The 23,174-nt window shown below is 43.1% G+C and carries 23 protein-coding genes and 2 tRNA genes; 5 read left to right on the top strand and 20 right to left on the bottom strand.

All coding sequences use genetic code 11. The features are described from left to right. Window position 1 precedes the first annotated feature (1 nt). From LIN78_RS01865 to LIN78_RS01845, 5 genes are all read left to right on the top strand, one after another. Window positions 2-919: a hypothetical protein gene (locus tag LIN78_RS01865; protein WP_227177901.1), complete on the top strand. Its 918-nt coding sequence runs from the start codon at window positions 2-4 to the stop codon at window positions 917-919. Further along, complete coding sequence (locus tag LIN78_RS01860; RefSeq protein WP_227177899.1) at window positions 916-1,653, top strand: hypothetical protein; 738 nt, start codon at window positions 916-918, stop codon at window positions 1,651-1,653. The genes LIN78_RS01865 and LIN78_RS01860 overlap by 4 nt, the downstream gene beginning before the upstream one ends. Then, window positions 1,650-2,099 carry a hypothetical protein gene (locus LIN78_RS01855; protein ID WP_227177896.1) on the top strand — a complete coding sequence of 150 codons (450 nt, stop codon included), beginning with the start codon at window positions 1,650-1,652 and terminating at the stop codon, window positions 2,097-2,099. The genes LIN78_RS01860 and LIN78_RS01855 overlap by 4 nt, the downstream gene beginning before the upstream one ends. Next, a complete protein-coding gene (locus LIN78_RS01850; RefSeq protein ID WP_227177894.1) occupies window positions 2,096-2,596 on the top strand; it encodes a DUF7338 family protein in 501 nt (166 codons plus the stop codon). Before LIN78_RS01855 ends, LIN78_RS01850 begins: the two co-directional genes overlap by 4 nt. 140 nt (window positions 2,597-2,736) lie before the next feature. Then, window positions 2,737-3,507, top strand: coding sequence for a DNA adenine methylase (locus tag LIN78_RS01845; protein WP_227177893.1), 771 nt, complete (start codon window positions 2,737-2,739; stop codon window positions 3,505-3,507). Window positions 3,508-3,705: 198 nt separating this feature from the next. Here LIN78_RS01845 and LIN78_RS01840 read toward each other — a convergent pair. The 20 genes from LIN78_RS01840 to nuoF form a co-directional block, all read right to left on the bottom strand. Beyond that, window positions 3,706-3,782 (bottom strand) — tRNA-Pro (locus LIN78_RS01840). Between the two features lie 47 nt (window positions 3,783-3,829). Further along, window positions 3,830-4,228 (bottom strand): MerR family transcriptional regulator, encoded by a 399-nt coding sequence (locus tag LIN78_RS01835; RefSeq protein ID WP_227177891.1) that lies wholly within the window; start codon window positions 4,226-4,228, stop codon window positions 3,830-3,832. Next, entirely contained in the window at window positions 4,212-4,517 is a 306-nt protein-coding gene (locus tag LIN78_RS01830) for an integration host factor subunit alpha (RefSeq protein ID WP_227177889.1), read from the bottom strand. Before LIN78_RS01830 ends, LIN78_RS01835 begins: the two co-directional genes overlap by 17 nt. Window positions 4,518-4,532: 15 nt before the next feature. After that, window positions 4,533-6,938, bottom strand: coding sequence for a phenylalanine--tRNA ligase subunit beta (gene pheT / locus LIN78_RS01825; RefSeq protein ID WP_227177887.1), 2,406 nt, complete (start codon window positions 6,936-6,938; stop codon window positions 4,533-4,535). Between the two features lie 56 nt (window positions 6,939-6,994). Beyond that, window positions 6,995-8,005, bottom strand: coding sequence for a phenylalanine--tRNA ligase subunit alpha (pheS, locus tag LIN78_RS01820; protein ID WP_227177885.1), 1,011 nt, complete (start codon window positions 8,003-8,005; stop codon window positions 6,995-6,997). An 86-nt stretch (window positions 8,006-8,091) separates the two neighbouring features. Next, on the bottom strand, window positions 8,092-8,448 hold the full coding sequence (rplT, locus tag LIN78_RS01815; RefSeq protein ID WP_227177883.1) for a 50S ribosomal protein L20: 357 nt from the start codon (window positions 8,446-8,448) through the stop codon (window positions 8,092-8,094). Window positions 8,449-8,459: 11 nt separating this feature from the next. Beyond that, window positions 8,460-8,657: a 50S ribosomal protein L35 gene (gene rpmI / locus LIN78_RS01810; protein WP_227177881.1), complete on the bottom strand. Its 198-nt coding sequence runs from the start codon at window positions 8,655-8,657 to the stop codon at window positions 8,460-8,462. Between the two features lie 106 nt (window positions 8,658-8,763). Then, window positions 8,764-9,282, bottom strand: coding sequence for a translation initiation factor IF-3 (gene infC, locus LIN78_RS01805; RefSeq protein WP_227178299.1), 519 nt, complete (start codon window positions 9,280-9,282; stop codon window positions 8,764-8,766). Between the two features lie 26 nt (window positions 9,283-9,308). Then, window positions 9,309-11,216, bottom strand: coding sequence for a threonine--tRNA ligase (gene thrS / locus LIN78_RS01800; protein ID WP_227177880.1), 1,908 nt, complete (start codon window positions 11,214-11,216; stop codon window positions 9,309-9,311). 106 nt (window positions 11,217-11,322) lie between these two features. Next, window positions 11,323-11,399 (bottom strand) — tRNA-Val (locus LIN78_RS01795). 52 nt (window positions 11,400-11,451) lie between these two features. Next, window positions 11,452-11,751 (bottom strand): DUF2818 family protein, encoded by a 300-nt coding sequence (locus LIN78_RS01790; RefSeq protein ID WP_227177878.1) that lies wholly within the window; start codon window positions 11,749-11,751, stop codon window positions 11,452-11,454. Window positions 11,752-11,753: 2 nt separating this feature from the next. After that, window positions 11,754-13,205 (bottom strand): NADH-quinone oxidoreductase subunit NuoN, encoded by a 1,452-nt coding sequence (gene nuoN, locus LIN78_RS01785; RefSeq protein WP_227177876.1) that lies wholly within the window; start codon window positions 13,203-13,205, stop codon window positions 11,754-11,756. Between the two features lie 56 nt (window positions 13,206-13,261). Next, window positions 13,262-14,779: an NADH-quinone oxidoreductase subunit M gene (locus LIN78_RS01780; RefSeq protein ID WP_227177874.1), complete on the bottom strand. Its 1,518-nt coding sequence runs from the start codon at window positions 14,777-14,779 to the stop codon at window positions 13,262-13,264. Window positions 14,780-14,826: 47 nt separating this feature from the next. Then, a complete protein-coding gene (gene nuoL / locus LIN78_RS01775) occupies window positions 14,827-16,839 on the bottom strand; it encodes an NADH-quinone oxidoreductase subunit L (protein WP_227177872.1) in 2,013 nt (670 codons plus the stop codon). A gap of 87 nt (window positions 16,840-16,926) precedes the next feature. Then, window positions 16,927-17,232, bottom strand: coding sequence for an NADH-quinone oxidoreductase subunit NuoK (gene nuoK, locus LIN78_RS01770; protein WP_227177870.1), 306 nt, complete (start codon window positions 17,230-17,232; stop codon window positions 16,927-16,929). A gap of 19 nt (window positions 17,233-17,251) precedes the next feature. Then, on the bottom strand, window positions 17,252-17,890 hold the full coding sequence (locus tag LIN78_RS01765) for an NADH-quinone oxidoreductase subunit J (RefSeq protein ID WP_227177868.1): 639 nt from the start codon (window positions 17,888-17,890) through the stop codon (window positions 17,252-17,254). Between the two features lie 41 nt (window positions 17,891-17,931). Continuing rightward, window positions 17,932-18,420, bottom strand: a complete 489-nt coding sequence (nuoI, locus tag LIN78_RS01760; protein WP_227177865.1) for an NADH-quinone oxidoreductase subunit NuoI — start codon at window positions 18,418-18,420, stop codon at window positions 17,932-17,934. A gap of 23 nt (window positions 18,421-18,443) precedes the next feature. Further along, window positions 18,444-19,487: an NADH-quinone oxidoreductase subunit NuoH gene (nuoH, locus tag LIN78_RS01755; RefSeq protein WP_227177863.1), complete on the bottom strand. Its 1,044-nt coding sequence runs from the start codon at window positions 19,485-19,487 to the stop codon at window positions 18,444-18,446. Window positions 19,488-19,489: 2 nt separating this feature from the next. Then, entirely contained in the window at window positions 19,490-21,814 is a 2,325-nt protein-coding gene (gene nuoG, locus LIN78_RS01750; protein WP_227177862.1) for an NADH-quinone oxidoreductase subunit NuoG, read from the bottom strand. Window positions 21,815-21,877: 63 nt separating this feature from the next. Then, window positions 21,878-23,173, bottom strand: coding sequence for an NADH-quinone oxidoreductase subunit NuoF (gene nuoF, locus LIN78_RS01745; RefSeq protein ID WP_227177860.1), 1,296 nt, complete (start codon window positions 23,171-23,173; stop codon window positions 21,878-21,880). Between the last annotated feature and the right edge of the window lies 1 nt (window position 23,174).

Below are 23,174 nucleotides of genomic sequence, written 5' to 3'. Positions count from 1 at the left end.
TATGCAGCGCGTTAGACGTGATACCGCCGTCGCAGTCATTCCAGCACCACCAGCTACTGGCACACCAGGCTATTTTGGTAAAGGTGATCCACAAAGTGGTCAGTCAGCCACTATACCTGGCTACGAATGGTTTAACTCTGTTCAGGAAGAGCTGTGCGGCGTTATTGAGGCATTAGGTTTGACCTTGGCTGATGCCGACAGAACGCAATTGCTCCAAGCCTTAAAGCTTCTGCAAGGCTCGGATGTCCTTTACAACAAAACCGTCCATACCACCGTGGCCAACGGTTCCCCCGTTTACTGGGACTCTGCCAATAGCCGCTACGATCTGGCCAAGGCAGATGGCACGAGCGCTGCCAATTTCATCGGCTTTGCCCGTAATGTGTCGGCTGGCAAGGCGGATATCGTTATCGGTGGTTACGTCAGCGGATTGGCAGGGCTAACGGCTGGCAAGGTGTATTTGTCCACCACAACTGCCGGAGCACTCACATCAACGCTGACGTCTGTCCCAATCGGGCTTGCAATTAGCGCAGCTGAAATTCTGTTGCGTCAAGATATTTCCGCTTATGCCAATCTTGCGCTAACTCAGCTGTGGACAAAGGCCCAACGTGGGCAGGTATTGGCATTAGCCGATGCGGCCAGTATTGCTGTTGATCTTTCCTTGTCGAATAACTTTAGCATCACATTGGCAGGCAACCGGACCTTGGCGACACCCACCAATGTAGTACCTGGGCAAAGTGGGATTATTGCGGTTACTCAGGATGCCACTGGATCTAGAACACTTGCATTTGGAACAAATTATAAATTTGCAGGTGGATCTGCGCCGACATTGACCACTACAGCAAATGCAACTGATTACCTGACCTATTATGCAGAGACCGCGACACGGGTATTTGTATCGATCGTGAAGGATGTGAAATGACCATCCCGGCAAATATCCCAGCGGTAATGCTGGCCCTGAAACAGGTTTTTAACATTGTTATTAGCGCAAACACAGATCAATACTTACTAACCAATGATGTGATAAATGCGCAGGTTGGCGCGGAAATTAATGTAACCGTCAATGCCGGTGTTGTTGTAGGTTCCTCAACAACTGGCGTTGCTGGTTTTAGATCTGGAGCCCTTCCCAGTGGCATCACTGTAAACCTTGTTAACAATGGCACGATTGTTGGAATGGGGGGAAATGGTGGTATTGGTTATAACGGTAGCGCAACAAATGGAACAAATGGCGGCGATGCTATTTCATTATCAAGTGGAGTAACGTTAAAGCTTACAAATAATGGCATAGTTGGCGGTGGCGGAGGTGGTGGAGGTGGCCAAGGAAATCGAGATGTTGCGGCAGGAGGTTCAGGAGGGGCAGGCGGCACAAACTCTATTAAATCGGTCGGAGGCGGTGCTGCATCAGCAGCACATGCATTGGCTAGTGGGAATGGAGGGAATCTAACATCTGGAGGGGTCTCCGCGCATGCTATTTTTTCTTGGCAAGATGGATATGGTGGTTCAGGTGGCAATCTTGGCCAAGCCGGTGGGGTTGGGGGATGTAACGTGGATACATCCTATTTTGGAAGCGGAGGTTCGCCCGGCAAAGCGGTGGCGCTAAATGGTGGTGCTTTTACCTTTGTCTCAGGGAGCGCTGTACAGGGGGTGGTCGCATGAGCTATTTGATTTTTAATACGCCAACCAATACAGCAAATGAAGTATTTAATTACGCATTTGATGGGCTCACATCCACTATCCATCTTGACGATACGGTGCGCTTGAACGAGCTAGCAAGTTATATTCCATCGGATGTTAATTTTGACCTTTCAGCCGATGCAGGAATCTGCCTAATCCATGTAAAACAGGGGGCTGGCATCCCGTGTCATGTGGATCATCCGCTTTCATTTCATCGTAATAACGCCCGCATCTGTTCAGCATCAGTCATTAGATTGCTATCGCCGGAGATTGTAACCCTTCAGATAGGGAGCGACCTAGTTAATATCAGCCCCGGCGATACGGTTTGTGTGCTTGGTGGCACCCCACATGCGCTACTCCCCGTTGCTAACGATTCAACATTTATTGTCGGTTTCTTTTGCACGGACCATATAGGAGATCCGCTATGAAATGGCTGTTACTCACAACGGTCGGCATTGTCCTTTCTATTATCCAGATTATCACCAGTCCACTGCTGGCGCTATGGCCGAGCAAACTGCCACAGAGCCTATCATGGTTCCAGACGGTCGATTACGACCTGATGGGTGACGGTGGTCACTATGCTCGGTGGGCTGATAAGCCAGCCTATCTACAGCGCCTTGCATGGCTTCTCCGTAATCCGACAGACGGTTGGGATTATCAAAATGCATCTGTGGTAACCGACCTTACTCTGGTTCACTGGTCAGGAGATTCGCAGACAAGTAATCGACCTGGGCATAGTGGGTGGTGTAAAGCTCGTCTTCCTTCTGGGGAATGGATGCTTTATGTAATTTATCGTTGGCCAGGCACAAGCAAATGTCTGCGCATATATCTTGGTTGGAAGCTCATGGGCGCAGTACATGGCTCAACAGGTCGTTATCCGCTTGTATGCGTACCCAATCCTTATTCCAGCTATGAAGTGAAATAAAGCAGCAACCCTCAGAGTGCGCCAACACCCCGAGGGTTATCTAACCCACAGACCAATCCTGTGAGCAAACCAAGGCTGCCCGCTTGTGCACTTGCGGGTACCATTATAGAACAATCGTTCTATTAATATAAGAGGCTCACATGAATCAATCTCACCCTATCATCCCTTGGATTGGCGGCAAACGCCGTCTAGCAAAAACTATCCTGCCAATGTTCCCAGAGCATACCTGCTATGTAGAACCGTTCTGCGGAGCAGCCGCCCTGTACTTCATGAAAGAACCGGCCAAGGTCGAAGTAATCAATGACATCAATGGCGAACTGGTCAACCTGTATCGGGTGGTAAAACACCATCTAGAAGAGTTTGTACGGCAGTTCAAATGGGCATTGTCGTCGCGGCAGCTGTATAAGTGGCTACAGATCACACCTGAAGAAACCCTGACTGATATCCAACGAGCAGCCCGCTTCTACTACCTACAGAAGCTGTCTTTTGGCGGCAAGGTAGATGGTCAAACCTTCGGTACGGCAACCACCAGTGCCCCAAGACTGAACCTGCTACGACTAGAGGAGGATTTAAGCCAGGCACATTTACGTTTAAGCCGTACATTTATTGAACACCTAGACTGGTCAAAATGCATACAAAAGTATGACCGTCCACATACCCTGTTTTACTGTGATCCACCGTACTGGGATACCGAAGGCTACGGCGTCGACTTTGCTTTTGAGAACTATATAGAGTTGGCCAGACTTGCCAAGAGCATCCAGGGCAAGATGATTGTCTCAGTGAACGACATACCCGAAATGAGAAAGGTCTTTGCGGGACTTAGTGTTGAAACTTGCAGCATTAATTACACTGTTGGCCAAGGCGATTTGGCTCGTTCAAAACGCTCAGAGCTAATCATTAAAAACTGGTAGGATTTTACAGGGCGGATTGTGCAGAATGTGCCGTCAAAACCTGCACTTTTCGCTTTTCTGACTGTGCAGAAGCTCATGCAATTCTGTGCAAAAGTTTTCGGCGCGTTACACTGAATCAATCATGGGGCAAAAAATGGGGCAAAAATATACACAACAAAAAAGGCCACTCTCAAGAGTGGCCTAAGTATTTGAAATTATTGGTCGGAGCGAGAGGATTCGAACCTCCGACCCCTTGCACCCCATGCAAGTGCGCTACCAGGCTGCGCTACGCTCCGACAAATGAGGCTAGGATTATAGCCTTTTTCAAAACACGCGCAACAGATTAGTTAATCAAAATCCCTAAGATTTCAGTTAACTCAGCACGTAGTCCTCTACGGCTTAGATCTGGTAACTTCTCATCGCTATCAGAGGTAACAGCAGGCGTTTCAGAGAAAGTCAAACTCGTGACCAATTCTTCAGACTCAGCCAATTTATTACGCGCACCACTAATCGTGAAGCCCTCTTCGTACAACAAACCACGAATACGGCGAATTAATAGCACTTCATGATGTTGGTAATAACGACGATTACCACGACGTTTTACCGGTTTTAATTGGGTAAATTCTTGTTCCCAATAACGCAATACGTGCGGTTTTACGGCACATAAATCGCTTACTTCACCAATAGTGAAATAACGCTTAACCGGAATAGGAGGCAGTTCAGTCTTAACTGTTTCTGTCATGATATTCTTCTACCAGCCCTTTTAGCTTTTGGCTCGCATGAAACGTCACCACTCTACGCGCAGTAATTGGAATCTCTTCCCCTGTTTTTGGGTTACGACCAGGGCGCTGTGGCTTATTTCTTAATTGAAAATTACCAAAACCAGATAGCTTAACGGTATCACCTGCTTCCAATGAAATACGAATTTCTTCAAAAAAAGCTTCTACCATTTCTTTTGCTTCGCGCTTATTTAAACCAACCTGCTCAAAAAGCACGTCAGCCAGCTCGGCTTTAGTCAATGTGTTAATCAATCGGAACTCCTTAACTTAACGTAAACGTGCACCAAGCTGCTCACCAGCAGCTTCAATGAATACAGACATCACTGTATCCACTTCGGCATCAGTCAACGTTTTTTGAGTATTATGCAGATTAAATCTGATTGCAAGACTCTTCTTGCCTTCTTCAATTCCCTTACCTGCATAAACATCAAATATACCAATGTCAGTTACTTCAGCTGGCGCTACGCGGCGTAAAACCGACAACAATGCATCAGCAGTTACTGTGTTATCTACAACAAAAGCTAAATCACGCTTCACTGGAGGGAAGCTTGCAATTTCTTTATAAACAGGGATACCAACCTGCTGTAATGGCAATGCCTCAACTTCAAATAATACAGGAGCAGATGGCAAATCATACTCATGTGTTAGTTGTGGGTGCAACTCACCAATCCAACCAATCTGAGTATCGCCCAAGTAAACGGCAGCAGAACGTCCAGGGTGAAGTGCAACGTGCTCAGCTTTCTTGAAATTTAGAACTAATGGATATGCCATTAGTTCTAGGTCTGCCTTCACATCAAAGAAATCTACAGGACGAGTAGCTTGGCCCCATTGTTCAGTAGCTGCAGGGCCCCAAGCGATGGCAGCAACGCGTAGCGGCTGATGATATCCAGCAACCGTCAGTGGGCCATCGACAACCGATTCATCACGATGGAAAACTTTACCCACCTCAAAAATACGTACACGGCTAGCGCGACGATTAATGTTGTAAGAAAGGTTAGCAATCAAACCACCAATCAAACTACTACGCATCACAGAAAGATGGCTAGCAATTGGATTTTGCAAAGCAATTGGCGTCAAATTACCAGCAAAATCTTTTTCCCAACGTGCTTCAACAAAGCTGTAATTAATCACCTCTTGATAATCAGCATCAGCTAATACATCACGAATATCATGAATAGAGCGTAGCGCTTCATCATGCGAGAACATCGCCGCAGCAGCGACAGGTGGATTTGAAGGAATATTTTCAAAGCCGAACACACGGGCGATTTCTTCAATCAAATCTTCTTCAAGATTTAAATCAAAGCGGAATGATGGAGGCGTTACTACGTAAGCTGCTTCTGGCTCAGTAACGATTTGGTTTTCTAAACCTAAGCGGGTAAAGATGCCTCCCATTTCCTCTGCAGAAATATCAACACCAATTACTTTAACTGCACGTGCAACACGCATCGTTACAGGAGGGCGAGCAGGAATCACACCGTCAACAGATTTAACTGGGCCAGCTTGACCACCACAAATATCCAAGATCAAACGCGTCGCGCGCTCAAGACCCTCAGCACAATTATTAAAGTCGACTCCACGCTCAAAACGATGCGAAGCATCAGAACTAAAATTATAACGACGCGCTTTGCCTGCAATCGCTTCAGGCGTGAAGAATGCAGCTTCAAGGAAAACATCCGTGGTAGTTAATTCAGCTTTTGTTGAATCGCCACCCATAATACCAGCCATGCCAATCGCACCGCTGTTATCTGCAATCACAAGCACATCATCATTTAATGTCAGTGTTTGTTCATTTAGCAACAAAATTTGTTCGTCTTGCTTAGCAAAACGCACATGAATATCACCATTAAGCTTTGCTAAGTCATAGACATGCAGTGGACGACCCAGTTCCAACATCACATAGTTGGTAACATCCACTAGCGCAGAAATAGAACGCACACCACTACGCTCGAGACGCTCAACAATCCAGTCAGGCGTTTTAGCCGCAGCATTAACTTGACGAATAACACGTCCCGCAAAACGCCCACAAGCATCAACAGCGTCAATCACTACAGGGTACATGTCATCAATGACTGGTGTGACAGGAGACACATCAGGCAAATTCATTACGTTACCAGTCAATGCGGCCGTTTCACGAGCAATACCAAGTAAAGACAAACAATCCGCACGGTTTGGTGTTAGTTTGATCGTAATTTTATGGTCATCAAGTGCTAAGTACTGATATACATCAGCACCAACAGGCGCATCTGCTGGAAGTTCTAGCAAACCACCATGGTCATCAGAAAGCTTCAGTTCTTTAGCAGAGCAAAGCATACCGCTGCTATCAACGCCACGCATCTTAACGGCAGCAATCTTAAATGGCTTATCAGCACTTTCACCAGGCAACTCAGCACCTAGTGTTGCACATGGGATTTTAATACCAGGACGCACATTTGGCGCACCACAAACAATTTGCAATACCTCAGTACCAGTATTCACTTTACATACGTTCAATCGGTCTGCATTCGGGTGGCGTTCGGTTTCTAAAACCTCAGCAACCACAACACCAGAAAAAGGAACACCAACCGGCTCATCTTCTTCAACTTCTAAGCCAGCCATCGTCAACAAATGTGTTAACTGATCGGTCGTTAAATCTGGATTAACGAAAGAACGAAGCCATTTTTCTGAAAATTGCATATTTGCCTGCTATCACAAAACTAAAATCAGATTGAACGAATGCGAAAATACAAAGATTAAGCAAACTGTTTTAAGAAGCGTAAATCACCTTCATAGAACAAGCGCAAATCACCAATACCGTACCGTAGCATGGTCAAACGCTCCAAGCCGCTACCAAAAGCAAAACCGATGTAACGTTCGGGATCTAAGCCAAAGTTCTTCACAACAGTAGGATGTACCTGCCCTGAACCAGAAATTTCTAGCCAGCGGCCTTTTAATGGACCACTACCAAATTTCATATCAATTTCGGCAGATGGCTCGGTAAACGGGAAAAAAGACGGGCGGAAGCGAACCTCTAAATCATCCGTTTCAAAGAAACGCTGCAAGAAGTTGGTGTAAACACCTTTTAAATCGGCAAAGCTAATATTGTCTGCAATCCACAAACCTTCCACTTGATGGAACATAGGAGAGTGAGTTGCATCAGAATCCACACGGTAAGTCTTGCCAGGAGCAATTACTTTGATAGGAGGCTGATGATTTTTTGCATAGCGAACCTGCATCGGGCTAGTGTGTGTACGCAACAACAACGGCTCAGCATGATCAGATTCAATGTAGAAAGTATCGTGCATTGAACGTGCCGGATGATTATCCGGTTGGTTCAACGCAGTGAAGTTGTACCAGTCGCTTTCAATTTCGGGGCCATCTGCCACATCGAAACCAATAGAGCGGAAGATTTCCTCCACTCTGCGCCAAGTACGAATAACTGGATGCACGCCACCCGCCCCGCGTCCGCGACCTGGCAAGGTAACATCAATAGATTCTTCCGCTAATTTAGCGGCTAATTTCCGAGATTGAATTGCTTGACGCTGCTGGTTTAAAACCGCCTCAATCCGTTCTTTAGCTTGGTTAATTTCTTGACCAAGACGTGGTCTATCTTCAGCAGAAACCTTTCCCAAGCCTTTCATGTGCTCGGTAAGTTCACCAGATTTGCCAAGATATTTAGCTTTTTCTTGTTCTAATACAGCTAAATCATCAATAGCAGAAAGTGTTAGTTCGGCTTCAGAAACAATTTCGGAGAGACTGCGCATGTTATGCCCATCCAGACAGCAGACAAAATTCAAACCCAACAAAGAAAAAAGGGAGGCATACAGCCTCCCTTTATCAGCCGTATCGCTTAAGCTAAGCTTGCTTTAGCTTGTTCAACTAGCTTACCGAAGGTAGCTTTGTCAAACACTGCCAAATCAGCCAATACTTTACGATCAACAGCTACTGCAGCTTTTTTCAGACCATTCATGAAAACGCTGTAGCTTAGACCGAATTCACGGGCTGCAGCATTAATACGAACAATCCATAGAGAGCGGAACTGACGCTTACGTTGACGACGGTCACGGTAAGCATATTGTCCAGCTTTCATTACCGCTTGCTTAGCAATACGGTATACGTTTTTACGACGACCGCGATAGCCTTTAGCTAGCGCAAGAACTTTTTTGTGACGGGCACGTGCCGTTACACCGCGTTTAACTCGTGGCATTCTCTAACTCCTTATGCGAACGGAAGCATTGCACGAACAGATGCAATATTCGTGCTGTGTACCTGAGCGGTACCACGCAGTTGACGTTTGTTCTTGGTGGTTTTCTTGGTCAGAATGTGACGTTTGAAAGCTTGACTACGCTTAATCACACCGCTGCCCATGACCTTGAAGCGCTTTTTAGCGCTACTTTTGGTCTTCATCTTTGGCATTTTACTACCTCTATTAATAACAAGCGCACGGTGGTTGAACCTCTCAACACTTCGAACCGTGACACCTGACTAATTGCTCCGAAGAGCAAAACCTGTATTTTATACTTTACTTACGCTTTGGCGCAATAACCATAACCATTTGTCGACCTTCTAATTTTGGAAACTGCTCAACAGTTCCAAATTCTACTAGGTCAGCCTCAACGCGTTTTAGCAAATTGAAACCAAATTCTTGGTGAGCCATTTCACGGCCACGGAAGCGCAAGGTAATTTTAGTCTTGTCGCCTTCGCCCAGAAAACGAATCAAGCTTCTTAACTTAACCTGATAATCGCCTTCGTCTGTAGCAGGTCGGAATTTAATTTCCTTAACCTGAATTTGCTTTTGCTTAAGCTTAGCTTCGTGTTTACGCTTACTTTCTTGGTATTTGAACTTACCATAATCCATTAAGCGACAAACTGGAGGAGATGCCTGAGGAGCGATTTCTACAAGGTCTACGTCTGCCTCTTCAGCAAGCTGAATCGCAGCACGCGAACTCATAATACCTAATTGCTCACCCTCTACACCAACCAAACGAAGTTCTGACAGATTAATTTCGCCGTTAATACGCGGCTCTTTCTCCTGAGCGATGACTATTCTCCAACTAAACTAAAAAATTAAGATCTATCCGCTACGGCCTGATTGAATAAATCAATCAAAGAAGCCAAATCTAGCTGACCAAGATCCTCTCCCTTGCGGTTTCTTACCGCAACTTTACCTTGTTCCATTTCTTTATCACCTACCACTAAAATGAATGGTAGACGATTTAAACTGTGCTCACGGATTTTATAGGTAATCTTCTCGTTTCTCAAGTCAGACTCGACAGAGAAACCTGCTTCTTGCAACTGAGAAACCACACTTTTTGCGTAATCCGCTTGTTTATCCGTAATATTCAATACAACAGCCTTAACTGGCGCCAACCAGAACGGAAAGCTTGCAGCATGCTGCTCAATTAAAATACCAAGGAAACGCTCTAAAGAACCAACAATCGCACGGTGCAACATCACCGGACGTTGACGCGAATTATCATCGGCAACGTACTCAGCCTTCAATCGCTCTGGCAAAACAAAATCAAGCTGCAAAGTACCGCACTGCCAAGAACGACCAATCGCATCCTTAATATGGTACTCAATCTTAGGACCATAGAAAGCACCTTCACCAGGCAACTCTTCCCACTCAAGCCCACATGCAGTTAACGCATCACGCAAACCTTGCTCAGCTTTATCCCATACTTCATCAGAACCTGCACGTTTTTCTGGGCGTAAAGATAGCTTAATAGCAACATCATTAAAACCGAAGTCTTGATAAACACTCATTGCCAGCAAGTTAAATGCTTTCGCCTCTTCAATAACTTGATTTTCAGTACAGAAGATATGTGCATCATCTTGAACAAAGCCGCGAACACGCATAATACCGTGCAGAGAACCAGATGGTTCATTACGGTGACAAGCACCGAATTCAGCGTAACGTAATGGCAAATCACGATACGAGCGCAACCCTTGGTTAAAGACCTGAATATGACCAGGACAATTCATTGGCTTAATTGCGTAGTCACGCTTTTCAGACTCTGTCGTGAACATATTGTCGCGATAGTTCTGCCAATGACCAGACTGCTCCCAAAGAGTACGATCCATTACTTGCGGAGTACGAATCTCTTTATAACCGGCCAAAGATAAACGATTGCGAAGGTACTGTTCTACGTTCTGCCAAAGTGCCCATCCTTTAGGATGCCAAAACACCATACCAGGTGCTTCATCTTGCAAATGAAACAAATCGTGTTGCTTAGCCAATTTGCGGTGATCACGCTTTTCAGCCTCTTCAAGACGGAAAAGATAGGCATCAAGGTCTTCTTTTTTAGCCCATGCAGTTCCGTAAATACGCTGAAGCATTTCATTTTTTGAATCACCACGCCAATAAGCACCAGCAACCTTCATTAATTTGAAATGTTTTAGCTTGCCAGTTGAAGGCACATGAGGACCACGACAAAGATCAGTGAAATCACCTTCTGAATACAGTTTAATGGCTTCACCTTGAGGAATTGCCTCAACTAGCTCAGCCTTATATACCTCACCCAAGCCTTTAAAGTAGGAAATCGCATCATCACGAGAAATAACTCGCTGAGTCACTTCAATATTTTGCTTACTCAACTCCAACATTTTCTTCTCAATAACAGCAAGGTCATCAAGAGTAAATGGGCGTTTATAAGCAAAATCGTAATAGAAGCCATCTTCAATTACAGGACCAATAGTAACCTGCGCCTCAGGAAACAACGCTTTCACAGCATATGCTAAAAGGTGAGCAGTTGAATGGCGGATAACCTCTAAGCCACGAGGATCTTTTTCCGTAACAATCTCAAGAGACACGTCCTTTTCAATTAAGTAAGACGTATCTACCATTACACCATCAACAACACCTGCTAATGCTGCTTTAGCTAAACCAGCACCAATGCTTGCAGCTACATCAGCAACAGTGACTGATTGATCATATTGCCGGACAGAGCCATCCGGTAAGCGCACGGAAACCATAGTCGACTTTCTAAAAGCTAAGGACAAAAAAAAATGCGGCAGGAGCCGCATTTTTTTCACCACTCCAAAAAACGTTGCCGATTTGGCAGTGATACAAATTCTTTGTTGGTAGGCACGATTGGACTCGAACCAACGACCCCCACCATGTCAAGGTGGTGCTCTAACCAGCTGAGCTACGTGCCTAAAGAGAAAAAGATTATAGCAAAACTACAGGATTTCGCAAGCTTTAAATATTTTATTTCTGCAATTTCTTAATAACAAATCCAGGCGTGGCCAGAATGAAGTAAAAGCAAACAGCAGAAGCATAAAATTGCCAATTTTGAGACTGATGTACAGAATAAGTTGTTTCAAATAAATACGAAACACCAGCCAAAAAAAAGAAGCTTGCAACAAAATTCAAAATAAAAACCACCACGTGGTTTAACGTAGTGGTTTTCAAAATACCTAATAGCCGCTCAGTAAAGAAAGCTGCATTTGCAATAATGAAAGATAGAACCAAAAAAACCCAAAAAGTTAAATCAGCCCCTACTTTCATATTCAACCACCAAAAGAGGCTAGAACTGCATTGCTACAGATATCCAGTAGACGCTGAGGTAAAACACCTAACGCAACAATAGCAACAGCAATTAATACAAGTGTTACTTTCGTACATGGCGTACTAACAATCGCAGCATCAGTTGAAGCTTCATCAAAGAAAGCCAACTTAACAACACGTAGATAGTAATAAGCACCGATGACTGATAGCAATACAACAATAATTGCTAGAGTTGCGTTACCAGATGCTAATACCGAAGTTAATACAGAGAATTTACCAAAGAAACCAACTGTAGAAGGAATACCAGCCATTGAGAACATGACAACCAACAGAACACCAGCAAACAGTGGGCTACGCTGTGCCAAGCCCTTCAAATCGCTTAGTTCTTCAGCCTCATAACCAGATCTTGAAAGAAGCAGAACCAAACCAAACCCACCAAGTGTCATCACCATATAGGTTACGATATAGAACGCAGAAGCAGAGTAACCTTGAGTAGAATTAACCATCACACCCAAAATCACGAATCCCATGTGAGAAATTGCAGAGTAAGCCAACATACGCTTTAGGTTAGTCTGTGCAACAGCAGTGATGTTACCAATGGCAACTGACAGCACGCCTAACACCATTAGCATCTGAGACCACTCACCATGCAAAGATGGTAATGCCTGACCTAAAATACGAGACATGAACACAAAGCTGGCAATTTTTGGCGCAGAACTGATAAAAACAGTCACAGAAGTTGGTGCACCATGATAGACATCTGGTACCCACATATGGAAAGGAACTGCACCAAGTTTAAAGGCAAGACCAGCAACCAAGAACACCAGACCAACTTTTACCAGTGTTGTATTTGCTTCATTTCCAGATAGTGCAGAAGCAATTGCATTTACATCAAGTGTTTTAGTACCGCCATAAACTAAAGACATACCATAAAGCAACATACCAGAAGCTAAAGCACCTAAAACAAAATACTTCATTCCTGCTTCAGTACTTTTTACTGAGTCTCTATCAAGAGCGACCAATGCATATGAGCATAGAGACAACAACTCTAAGCCAACATACATTGCCAAGAAGTTATTTGCAGACACCATGACGAAGATACCCATTAACGCAAATAGCATTAATGCGTAGTATTCGCTTTTAAAGAGAGCCTTATCACTTACATATCCGTGGCTGTAAACAAGAATGAAGAAAACGGTAATACCTGATACCACCTTCATTAAAGTAGACAACGGATCCAGCACATACATGTGGTGGAACGTGTAAATAATATTGTCTGAAGAAACATTCAATACAATACCAACAGCAACAAGTACCGCCAGTAAACTTCCGCCTAGCAGAAGCACTTTCGAATTTTCCTTAATAAACAGATCTGCAAGTAACAGCACCGAGACAGCGCATAGCAGAAAAGTCTCTGGCAGAGCAGGTATCAAGTTTAATCCAGCTATCGTCATAATCAATTTCCAGCAGGTGTTAGCATTAAAACAACCAATAGATCCACAAATTCAGCTTATTGCCCTAGCGCAGCTGCAGCAGCTTGTTTATCAGCAACTAAAGTAATCAGATTGTTTACAGAAGCATGCATCTTTTGAGCAAACAAGTCTGGATACAGGCCCATACCAAGAACTGTTACTGCAAGAATCACAAGAACCAGTAATTCACGTCCATTAACGTCAGTCAATTCAGCAACATGATCATTTGCCACAGCACCAAATACAACTCGCTTGTACATCCAAAGTGTATATGCCGCGCCAAAAATCAACGTAGAAGCAGCAAGGAAAGCAATCCAGAAGTTAACGCTTGTAGCCCCCATAATCACCAAAAACTCACCAACAAAGCCAGATGTCGCTGGTAGGCCTGCGTTTGCCATCGCAAATAACAGGAAAAAAGAGGCGAAAATTGGCATTGTATTAACGACACCACCATAGTCAGCTATCTGACGACTGTGTACTCGGTCATACATCACACCAACACAGAAGAACATCGCAGCAGAAACAAAGCCGTGAGAGATCATCTGAAGTAGCGCACCCTCAACCGCGTATGCATTCAAATGGCCTTCTTTAAACATAAAGAAGCCTAGTGTGACAAAACCCATATGAGAAATTGAAGAGTAAGCAATCAACTTCTTCATATCTGACTGAACTAGTGCAACCATACCAATATAAACAACAGCAACTAGAGAGAATGCAATAATAATCCAGCTCAAGTCATGGCTAGCAACGGGTGCAATTGGCAAACAGAACCTTAAGAAACCATAAGCACCAATTTTTAGTGTAATTGCAGCTAGCACCATAGAACCACCTGTAGGCGCTTCAACGTGTGCATCTGGCAACCAAGTATGAACTGGCCACATTGGCACTTTCACCGCAAAAGAAGCAAAGAAGGCTACAAACAGCAATGTTTGAATATCTTTTGAAATTGAAAGCGACTGGAAATCTGCAATCGCAAAACTGCCACCACTTGCATTGTGTAAGTAGATAAATGCAATTAGAAGAAGTAAAGAACCTAATAGCGTATATAAGAAAAACTTAACAGACGCATAAACACGGCGTGGGCCACCCCAGATACCAATAATTAGGTACATAGGAATCAGCATTGCCTCAAAGAAGACGTAAAAAAGAACCGCGTCCATTGCAGCAAATGAACCATTAATCAAGCCTGACATAATCAGGAATGCCGCGTAATAGTGTGAAACTCTACTTTGAATCACTTGCCAGCCAGCAAGAACAACCAAAAAGGTTGTGAAGCTATTTAAGATAACAAAGAAAAGAGAAATACCATCCACACCTAGGGCGTAATGAATATTAAATTGTTGAATCCAAACAGTATCTTCAACAAATTGCATTCCTGCATTTAAGCTATCAAAGCCAGTAAAAAGTGGCAATGTTACAAAGAAACTCAGAAGTGAGCCTGCAAGTGCAATCCAACGAGCTAAAGAGCCCCTCTTTCCGCCACCAAGGGCAATAACAGCAATGCCCGACAAGATGGGTAGCCATACAGCAAGACTTAACAGATGTTTTTCAAACATAAATAACCCAATTAGTTCTGTTTAATATTTGCGGTTAAAGAGACTTATTAGTGTGCAAATAAGACATGTTGGAACCACCACGCCAATGCAACCATAACCGATACAATCATCATTAAAGCATATTGATTTAACAAACCAGTCTGGAACTTGCGAACTAAACCAGAGATACAACCAACTAGTTTAGCTAAACCATTTACGACTAATCCATCAATCAACAATACATCACCAACTTTCCACAACAACCAGCCAAGACCACGCGCACCCTTTGCAAATACATTGATGTATAGATCATCCATGTAATATTTATTTTCTAATATTTTATTAATTGGGCCTGTTGCAGCTTTAATTTTTGCTGGGATAGCAGGAGCTTTTAAGTAGAAGAACCAAGAAACAGCAACACCAGAAAGAGCTAACCAGAAAGGTAGCGTAGTTACTGAATGCAACGCCATTCCAAGTGCACCATGAACATGCTCGAATTCATGATGCAGCTCTTGCATGACTTCATGATTGCCACTGTAAATAATATCTTTGAAAAACTCACCATATAGCATAGGTTCAATTGCAAAGTAACCGACGACTACAGAAGGAATTGCTAAAAGAACAAGAGGCAATGTCACAACTAGAGGAGATTCATGTGGCTCATGGGCATGGTGATGATCATCGTGACCATGTGCATCGTGAGCGTCATGATGCACATGACGGAAACGTTCTTCCCCATGGAAAACCAAGAAATACATACGGAATGAATAGAACGCAGTAACAAATACACCGATGATCACTGCAGCATACGCAAAACTAGAACCAGGCAAGTGCGATGCTTTAACTGCTTCAATAATACTATCTTTTGAATAGAAACCAGAGAAGAAAGGAGTTCCAATCAGCGCCAATGAACCAAGGAGAGAAGTAATCCAGGTGATTGGCATGTATTTGCGTAGACCACCCATGTTGCGGATATCTTGGTCATGATGCATGCCGATAATGACTGAACCAGCAGCCAAGAATAATAAGGCCTTAAAGAATGCATGGGTCATTAAATGGAAAACTGCAACAGAATATGCTGATGCACCAAGCGCAACAGTCATATAACCTAATTGAGATAAAGTAGAGTATGCGACTACACGCTTAATATCGTTCTGGATAACACCCAAGAAGCCCATAAATAAAGCTGTAATTGCACCAATTACCATAATGAAGTTTAGCGCAGTCTCAGACATTTCATACAATGGAGACATGCGAGCAACCATGAAAATACCAGCGGTAACCATCGTTGCAGCGTGAATGAGTGCTGAAATTGGCGTAGGACCTTCCATCGAATCTGGAAGCCATACATGTAATGGGAATTGTGCTGACTTACCCATCGCACCAACAAATAGCAAGATACAGATAACTGTCATCAATGACCAAGAATGACCATCGATGAGAGAAATTTGAGTAGCAGTGAAAGCTTCTTTTTTGGCAAAAACAGCGGCGTAATCTAGTGTACCAAAGTAAGCTAACACTAGACCAATGCCAAGTACAAAACCAAAGTCACCTACACGGTTAACTAAAAATGCTTTTAAGTTAGCAAAAGTTGCCGTTGGTTTTGTATACCAAAAACCAATTAGCAAGTATGAAACAAGGCCCACTGCTTCCCAACCAAAAAATAGTTGCACAAAGTTATTTGACATAACTAGCATCAACATTGAGAAGGTGAAAAGCGAGATGTAACTAAAGAAACGCTGGTAGCCCGCATCTTCGTGCATATAACCGATGGTGTAAATATGTACCATCAGAGACACAAAGGTAACAACAACCATCATCATTGCAGAAAGCTTGTCGATCAAGAAACCAACCTGCAAAGTAACACCATTTACAGACATCCACTCATAAACAGTTCCATTGAAAGCCGTACCGACTGTCATTTGATCGTATAGAACATAGACAGAAAGAACCAATGAAACTAAAACACCTAAGATGGTAGCTGTATGAGCACCTGCCCTACCAACAATTTTACCTAGAAAGCCAGCAATTACTGACCCTACTAGAGGCGCTAACGGAATCGTCAAGTACAAATTTTGCATATCGAATTTCTTGCCAGTTTGTTTATCAGATTAGTAGAAGAGCCAAGCTCTCCTACAACCATCGAACTTTAAATAACCGAAAATGGATCAGCCTTTAAGAGATTCCAATTCCTCAACATTGATACTATTAAGATTCCTAAATAGCACCACAAGAATTGCAAGGCCAATCGCAGACTCAGCTGCAGCTACAGTCAAAATAAAGAAGACAAACAATTGACCGGCCATATCATGCAGGAACTGCGAAAAAGCGACAAAATTAATATTTACCGCCAACAAAACCATCTCTATCGACATCAAGAGAATAATCAAGTTTTTTCTATTCATAAAGATGCCAAGTACACCGATAGCAAACAATACAGCTGCTACGGTCAGGTAGTTGGTTAACGTTATCATTTCAACAGATCCTTATGAATTATTGTTGAACATCAGTTTGTTCAGCGGCCGGCTCTTCGACAACGACAAACTTTTCAGCAGACATAGAAACCAATTTAATGCGATCTTTACTAGAAGCTTTAGATTGTTTGCCTGGATCAACATATTTACTATCTTTGCGCTTACGGAAAGTAAGACCAACTGCAGCAACAAGGGCTACAAGCAGAATAATCGCAGCAATTTCGAAAGGATAAATAAACTCTGAGTATAGAAGTTTACCTAGCAATTTACTGTTACTAGCGGTATGCATCACATCCACTGTCGAAGCAACGTCAGCACCACGCGCCTTGATTAATAAAATTAGCTCAGAAACCATGATGGCTGCTACTACACAAGCTAGTGGTAAGTTCTTCCAAAAACCATGCCGTAACACTTCAACATCAACATTTAGCATCATCACAACAAATAGGAACAGAACCATCACTGCGCCTACATAAATCAGAACTAAGCCAATGCCTAAGAATTCTGCTTCTATTAATAGCCACAGTGCACTAGCTGACACAAAGGTGAGCACTAAAAATAAAGCTGCATGCACCGGGTTCTTTGCTGTCACTACTCTAAGACCAGATAGCAACATGATCACAGAGAATACGACAAAAACGATATCTTGAAAGGTCATCTCAATTTACTCTAAGAAAACTAGATAATGCCAAATCTTAATTAGCGATATTTAGCGTCAGTTTCACGATCTTTTGCGATTTGCGCTTCATACTTATCACCAACAGCTAAAAGCATCGGTTTTGTATAATACAAATCACCACGTTTTTCTCCGTGATATTCAAGAACACGCGTTTCCACAATCGAGTCAACTGGACATGACTCTTCGCAAAAACCACAGAAAATACACTTTGTTAAATCAATATCGTATTTAGTGGTACGTCTTGTACCATCGTCACGCTTTTCAGATTCGATCGTGATCGCCATTGCTGGGCAAACAGCTTCACACAATTTACAGGCAATACAGCGCTCTTCACCATTTGGATAACGACGCAATGCATGCAAACCACGAAAGCGTGGAGATTGCGGCGTTTTCTCTTCTGGAAATTGAACGGTAATTTTCCTTGCAAAGAAGTGTCTCCAGGTAACACGCATACCCTGGACCATCTCATACAGCAGGAAAGTTTTGAAAAAATTAGAAACTGGTTTCATTTATTCTTATCCTAACCCACTCATTACCAAGGAGAAAATTCAGTTTGCATGATACACGCAATTAGCAGCACCCAAACCAATGTTACAGGAATGAAAATTTTCCAGCCCAATCGCATAATTTGGTCATAACGATAACGAGGAAAGGTTGCACGAATCCATAAGAAGAAGAAGAGTACTGCAGCTATCTTAAACAAAAGCCACAAGAAACTTGCTTGCCCAATAATTCCCCACGATGCTGGAAATGGAGATAACCAGCCACCTAAGAACATAATCGCAGTTAGACCTGAGATTAGAATCATGTTTGCATATTCGCCAAGGAAGAAGATAGCGAATGCCATACCAGAATATTCTACGTGGAAACCAGCAACAATTTCTGATTCGCCTTCCGCAACATCAAATGGATGACGGTTAGTTTCTGCTACACCAGAAATTAGGTAAACAAGGAATAATGGAAACAGCGGCAACCAATTCCATCCTAAAATGCTCCCGCCAAGATGCACTGCTTGTTGATTTACGATTCCAGATAAGTTCAAAGTGCCTGAAACCATTAAAACACCAACAAGTGAAAGTCCCATCGCAACTTCATAAGAAACCATTTGAGCAGCCGAACGAAGCGCACCCAAAAAAGCATACTTAGAGTTAGAAGCCCATCCAGCGACAATTACACCGTAGACGCCCATCGAAGAAATTGCTAATACAAATAGCAAACCAGCATCAATGTCAGCAAGTACAACGCCAGGCTCAAACGGAACGACTGCCCATACTGCAATAGCAGGCATAATTGTCAGTACTGGGGCTAACAAAAACAAGAATTTGTCAGACTTTGCTGGCAGAACAATTTCTTTACTCAACAACTTAATTGCATCTGCAATTGGTTGCAACAAACCTAAAGGACCAACACGGTTTGGCCCAATACGAATTTGCATGTAGCCAATAACCTTACGCTCAGCAAGCGTTAAATAGGCGACAGAGAGCAACAAAGGCAAAACAATGCCGACGATCTTTAATAGCGTCCACACAGTTAAAGCAATATCGTGATTGCCGATAATTCCTTGAAGAAATTCCATGCTTATACTCGCTCCACTTCAATTGAGTCGAATAGACCGCCAAGTGCATAAGCTTCATTAATAGCTGAAGGGTAAGCAACTACTTGGTCAGCAATAGACTCATCAACTTGCAAATTAACCACGATAGATTTGCCAGACTGAGTTAATTTTACTTTTACTGCACCAGATAATTTTAGGTTATTAGCTGTTGTGCTATTCACAAATGCGACTGGTTTAAATGCATCCGCAGTTTGTTGTAATGACTCGGCACGGCGAACTAGACCATCAGCACTATATATACCAACAGAACCATTACGCTGTAATTCACTAGTCGCTGATGTTTTTAGTTCGGCATCAGCAACTTTATTACTTAGGATATTTGAAATACTTTGCAATTGTGTAATAGCAGAACGCACTTCATCTACAGATTCGTAGTTAAAGTCTTGAAGCTCTAATACATCAGCTAAGACTCGTAAAACCTTCCAACCAGGACGGGCTTCAGCCAATGGTTTAACAACACCATTGAACGATTGGCTGACACCTTCACCATTTACAAAGCTACCTGCAGTTTCTGTAAATGGAGTTACAGGAATAAGCACATCTGCACAGTTCAACAATGATTCAGACTTAAATGCGGTGAAAGAAACTACTGTCTTAGCTTTAGAAAGAGCAGCTAAAGTTAGCAATGGGTTATAGACGTCTGATTCTGGCTCTACGCCATATAAAACATAAGCTTGTTTTGAATCATTATAAATATGATCAGTTGCAACTTTAGAATTGATTCCAGCTACAGACGCACCAATCGTATTTCCGGCCAATGGAGGAACAGAAACAACAGCACCAGTAACTGCGGCAATTTCGTTAGCGATCATAAGAACAGAAGATGCGTTGGTAGCCATTTGAGCTTCTGCACCAAGCAATACAATCTTTTTCTCACCACTAACCAACGACTCAGCAATCACTTGATGGGATGCATCAATTTGCAAATCGGCTGCAGCAGCCAGTACACCAGAGTCGAAAGGTTTAATCGCATTAACAGCTTTTAAAACTTTGAGTAATTCAGTGGTGTAGGCAGATGACTTAACAGAAACATTTGCAGCATATTTAATATGTTGCACAGTGTTTTGTGCATTGATTGAAGATACTTTAGCACCATGCTTTACCGCATTACGAATACGCGCTGCAAGCAACGGATATTCCTTACGCAAGTTGCTTCCGACGAGCAAAGCGGCATCTAGACTGCTAAATTCAGCAATAGGTAGACCTAACCATGTTGCACCTTGGGATAATTGAAGACCCTGCTGATCACTAACACGTAATTTAGAATGAATTGCATCTACGCCCAAGCCTTTCAGCAGCTTGTTAAATAGATACATTTCTTCAGTTGTACTTGTTTCAGAAACCAAACCTGAAATTGCCTGCGCTCCTGAATTTCTTCGAATATCGAGCAAAGCATGAGCAACGTACTCAAGCACCTGAGTCCAAGACACCTCTTTCCACTCACCACCCTGCTTGATCATTGGCTTAGTCAAACGATCTGCAGAATTTAATGCTTCATACGAGAAACGGTCACGATCAGAGATCCAACATTCATTGATCGATTCATTTTCGAATGGTAAGACACGGTAGACACGATTATGTTTTACTTGAACAATGATATTTGATCCAAGACCATCATGTGGTGCAACAGACTTACGACGTGATAGTTCCCATGTCCTTGCGCTATAACGGAAAGGCTTACTTGTTAGCGCTCCAACAGGGCAGAGATCAATCATGTTGCCAGATAACTCTGAATCTACCGATTTAGAAATAAAAGGCATAATTTCAGAGTGCTCACCACGGTTGGCCATGCCAAGTTCCATGCGTCCGGCGATTTCATCACCAAAGCGAACACATCTAGTACAGTGGATACAACGCGTCATATCTGTACTAATTAACGGACCTAGATCTTTATTGGGTACTACACGTTTTTCTTCTTCATAGCGCGAAGAAACGTTGCCGTAACCAACTGCTAAATCTTGCAACTGACATTCACCACCTTGATCGCAAATAGGGCAATCTAAAGGATGATTAATCAGCAAGAACTCCATCACACCTTTCTGAGCTTTTGCAGCCAATTCAGAGTGTGTCTTAACCTTCATTCCGTCAGTAACTGGGGTTGCACAGGCTGGTAAAGGCTTAGGTGCTTTCTCAACCTCAACCAAACACATACGACAGTTAGCCGCAATGGATAGTTTTTTGTGATAACAAAAATGAGGGATATAAACGCCAGCCTGATTGGCCGCATCCATCACTGTACTGCCAGTTTCCACTGTCAGTTGTTGTCCGTTAATTTCAATTTCAAGCATCGCGACTACCTAGATAAAATTCGAAGAGTTTGATTACTCAACCACAATTTCAAAAATTTCTAATTAAAACCACTTATGGTCAACAAGACATTTCTTATTTTCAATGTGATACTCGAACTCTTGACGGAAATGCTTAGTAAAGCTTCGCACAGGGAAAACAGCTGCATCAGCTAATGCACAGATTGTTTTACCCGCCATGTTGTTACCAACCGAGGTAAGCAAATCTAAATCGTCAGGACGACCAAGGCCATTTTCGATTCGGTGAATAACTCTATACAACCAACCAGTACCTTCACGGCATGGCGTACATTGCCCACATGATTCTTCATGATAGAAATATGCAAGACGCTCTAGCGCTTTGACCATACATACATCTTCATTCATCACAATCACGGCACCAGAGCCCAACATAGACCCAGCTTTGCTAATTGAGTCATAATCCATTGTTAAGTCCATCATTACTTCGCCAGGTAAAACCGGAGCGGATGAACCACCAGGGATGACTGCTTTTAATTTTTTACCATTTTTCATACCGCCAGCCATTTCTAGCAAGGCAGCAAATGGCGTTCCTAATGGAATTTCATAATTGCCAGGGCGATTAACATGACCTGAAATCGAGAATAGCTTAGTACCACCGTTATTTGGCTTACCTGCTTCTAGGAAGTTAGTAGCACCATCTTTAATAATGAATGGCACTGAAGCAAAAGATTCAGTATTGTTAATTGTTGTTGGTTTGCCATACAAACCAAAACTAGCAGGGAAAGGTGGCTTAAAGCGAGGCTGGCCTTTTTTACCCTCTAAAGACTCTAACAATGCAGTTTCTTCACCGCAAATGTATGCGCCATAACCATGGTGGGCAAATAAGTCGAAAGAAAACTCTGACCCTAAAATATTATCGCCAAGTAAACCCGCAGCTCTTGCTTCTGCCAAGGCAGCTTCAAACCGCTCGTAAACCTCAAAGATCTCGCCGTGAATGTAGTTATAACCTGTTTTAACACCCATCGCATAGGCTGCAATAATCATACCTTCGATCAAGGCATGTGGGTTATACCACATAATGTCGCGGTCTTTAAAAGTACCTGGCTCACCCTCATCTGAGTTACAAACCACATACTTGTCACCCGGAAATGAACGTGGCATGAAACTCCATTTAAGACCGGTAGGAAAACCAGCACCACCTCGACCACGTAAAGATGAGTTTTTAACTTCTGCAATCACTTCATCTTGAGGAGTTTTATTTTCTACCAATTTTCTTAGCGCAGAATAACCACCGCGAGCTTGATAAGCTGCTAGCGTCCAACAGGACTGGTCTGAGGTGTCAACACCTTCAAAAATAATGCCTTTTTCGAAGATCGCCATA

Origin of the sequence: Leeia speluncae (assembly GCF_020564625.1) — a bacterium.
GTDB lineage: Bacteria > Pseudomonadota > Gammaproteobacteria > Burkholderiales > Leeiaceae > Leeia > Leeia speluncae.
Note: the sequence above shows the minus strand (reverse complement) of the source record. Positions and strands in the feature narration are given on the sequence as shown.

What these genes read in the sequence shown, in the direction of transcription:
- pheT (WP_227177887.1), bottom strand. Translation starts at nt 6,938, where the DNA reads ATGCAATTTTCAGAAAAATGGCTTCGTTCTTTCGTTAATCCAGATTTA.
- pheS (WP_227177885.1), bottom strand. Translation starts at nt 8,005, where the DNA reads ATGCGCAGTCTCTCCGAAATTGTTTCTGAAGCCGAACTAACACTTTCT.
- rpmI (WP_227177881.1), bottom strand. Translation starts at nt 8,657, where the DNA reads ATGCCAAAGATGAAGACCAAAAGTAGCGCTAAAAAGCGCTTCAAGGTC.
- nuoL (WP_227177872.1), bottom strand. Translation starts at nt 16,839, where the DNA reads ATGCAAAATTTGTACTTGACGATTCCGTTAGCGCCTCTAGTAGGGTCA.
- LIN78_RS01780 (WP_227177874.1), bottom strand. Translation starts at nt 14,779, where the DNA reads ATGTTTGAAAAACATCTGTTAAGTCTTGCTGTATGGCTACCCATCTTG.
- LIN78_RS01855 (WP_227177896.1), top strand. Translation starts at nt 1,650, where the DNA reads ATGAGCTATTTGATTTTTAATACGCCAACCAATACAGCAAATGAAGTA.
- nuoH (WP_227177863.1), bottom strand. Translation starts at nt 19,487, where the DNA reads ATGGAATTTCTTCAAGGAATTATCGGCAATCACGATATTGCTTTAACT.
- nuoG (WP_227177862.1), bottom strand. Translation starts at nt 21,814, where the DNA reads ATGCTTGAAATTGAAATTAACGGACAACAACTGACAGTGGAAACTGGC.
- nuoI (WP_227177865.1), bottom strand. Translation starts at nt 18,420, where the DNA reads ATGAAACCAGTTTCTAATTTTTTCAAAACTTTCCTGCTGTATGAGATG.
- LIN78_RS01845 (WP_227177893.1), top strand. Translation starts at nt 2,737, where the DNA reads ATGAATCAATCTCACCCTATCATCCCTTGGATTGGCGGCAAACGCCGT.
- rplT (WP_227177883.1), bottom strand. Translation starts at nt 8,448, where the DNA reads ATGCCACGAGTTAAACGCGGTGTAACGGCACGTGCCCGTCACAAAAAA.
- thrS (WP_227177880.1), bottom strand. Translation starts at nt 11,216, where the DNA reads ATGGTTTCCGTGCGCTTACCGGATGGCTCTGTCCGGCAATATGATCAA.
- nuoN (WP_227177876.1), bottom strand. Translation starts at nt 13,205, where the DNA reads ATGACGATAGCTGGATTAAACTTGATACCTGCTCTGCCAGAGACTTTT.
- nuoF (WP_227177860.1), bottom strand. Translation starts at nt 23,173, where the DNA reads ATGGCGATCTTCGAAAAAGGCATTATTTTTGAAGGTGTTGACACCTCA.
- nuoK (WP_227177870.1), bottom strand. Translation starts at nt 17,232, where the DNA reads ATGATAACGTTAACCAACTACCTGACCGTAGCAGCTGTATTGTTTGCT.
- LIN78_RS01860 (WP_227177899.1), top strand. Translation starts at nt 916, where the DNA reads ATGACCATCCCGGCAAATATCCCAGCGGTAATGCTGGCCCTGAAACAG.
- LIN78_RS01790 (WP_227177878.1), bottom strand. Translation starts at nt 11,751, where the DNA reads ATGAAAGTAGGGGCTGATTTAACTTTTTGGGTTTTTTTGGTTCTATCT.
- LIN78_RS01765 (WP_227177868.1), bottom strand. Translation starts at nt 17,890, where the DNA reads ATGACCTTTCAAGATATCGTTTTTGTCGTATTCTCTGTGATCATGTTG.
- LIN78_RS01850 (WP_227177894.1), top strand. Translation starts at nt 2,096, where the DNA reads ATGAAATGGCTGTTACTCACAACGGTCGGCATTGTCCTTTCTATTATC.
- LIN78_RS01865 (WP_227177901.1), top strand. Translation starts at nt 2, where the DNA reads ATGCAGCGCGTTAGACGTGATACCGCCGTCGCAGTCATTCCAGCACCA.
- LIN78_RS01835 (WP_227177891.1), bottom strand. Translation starts at nt 4,228, where the DNA reads ATGACAGAAACAGTTAAGACTGAACTGCCTCCTATTCCGGTTAAGCGT.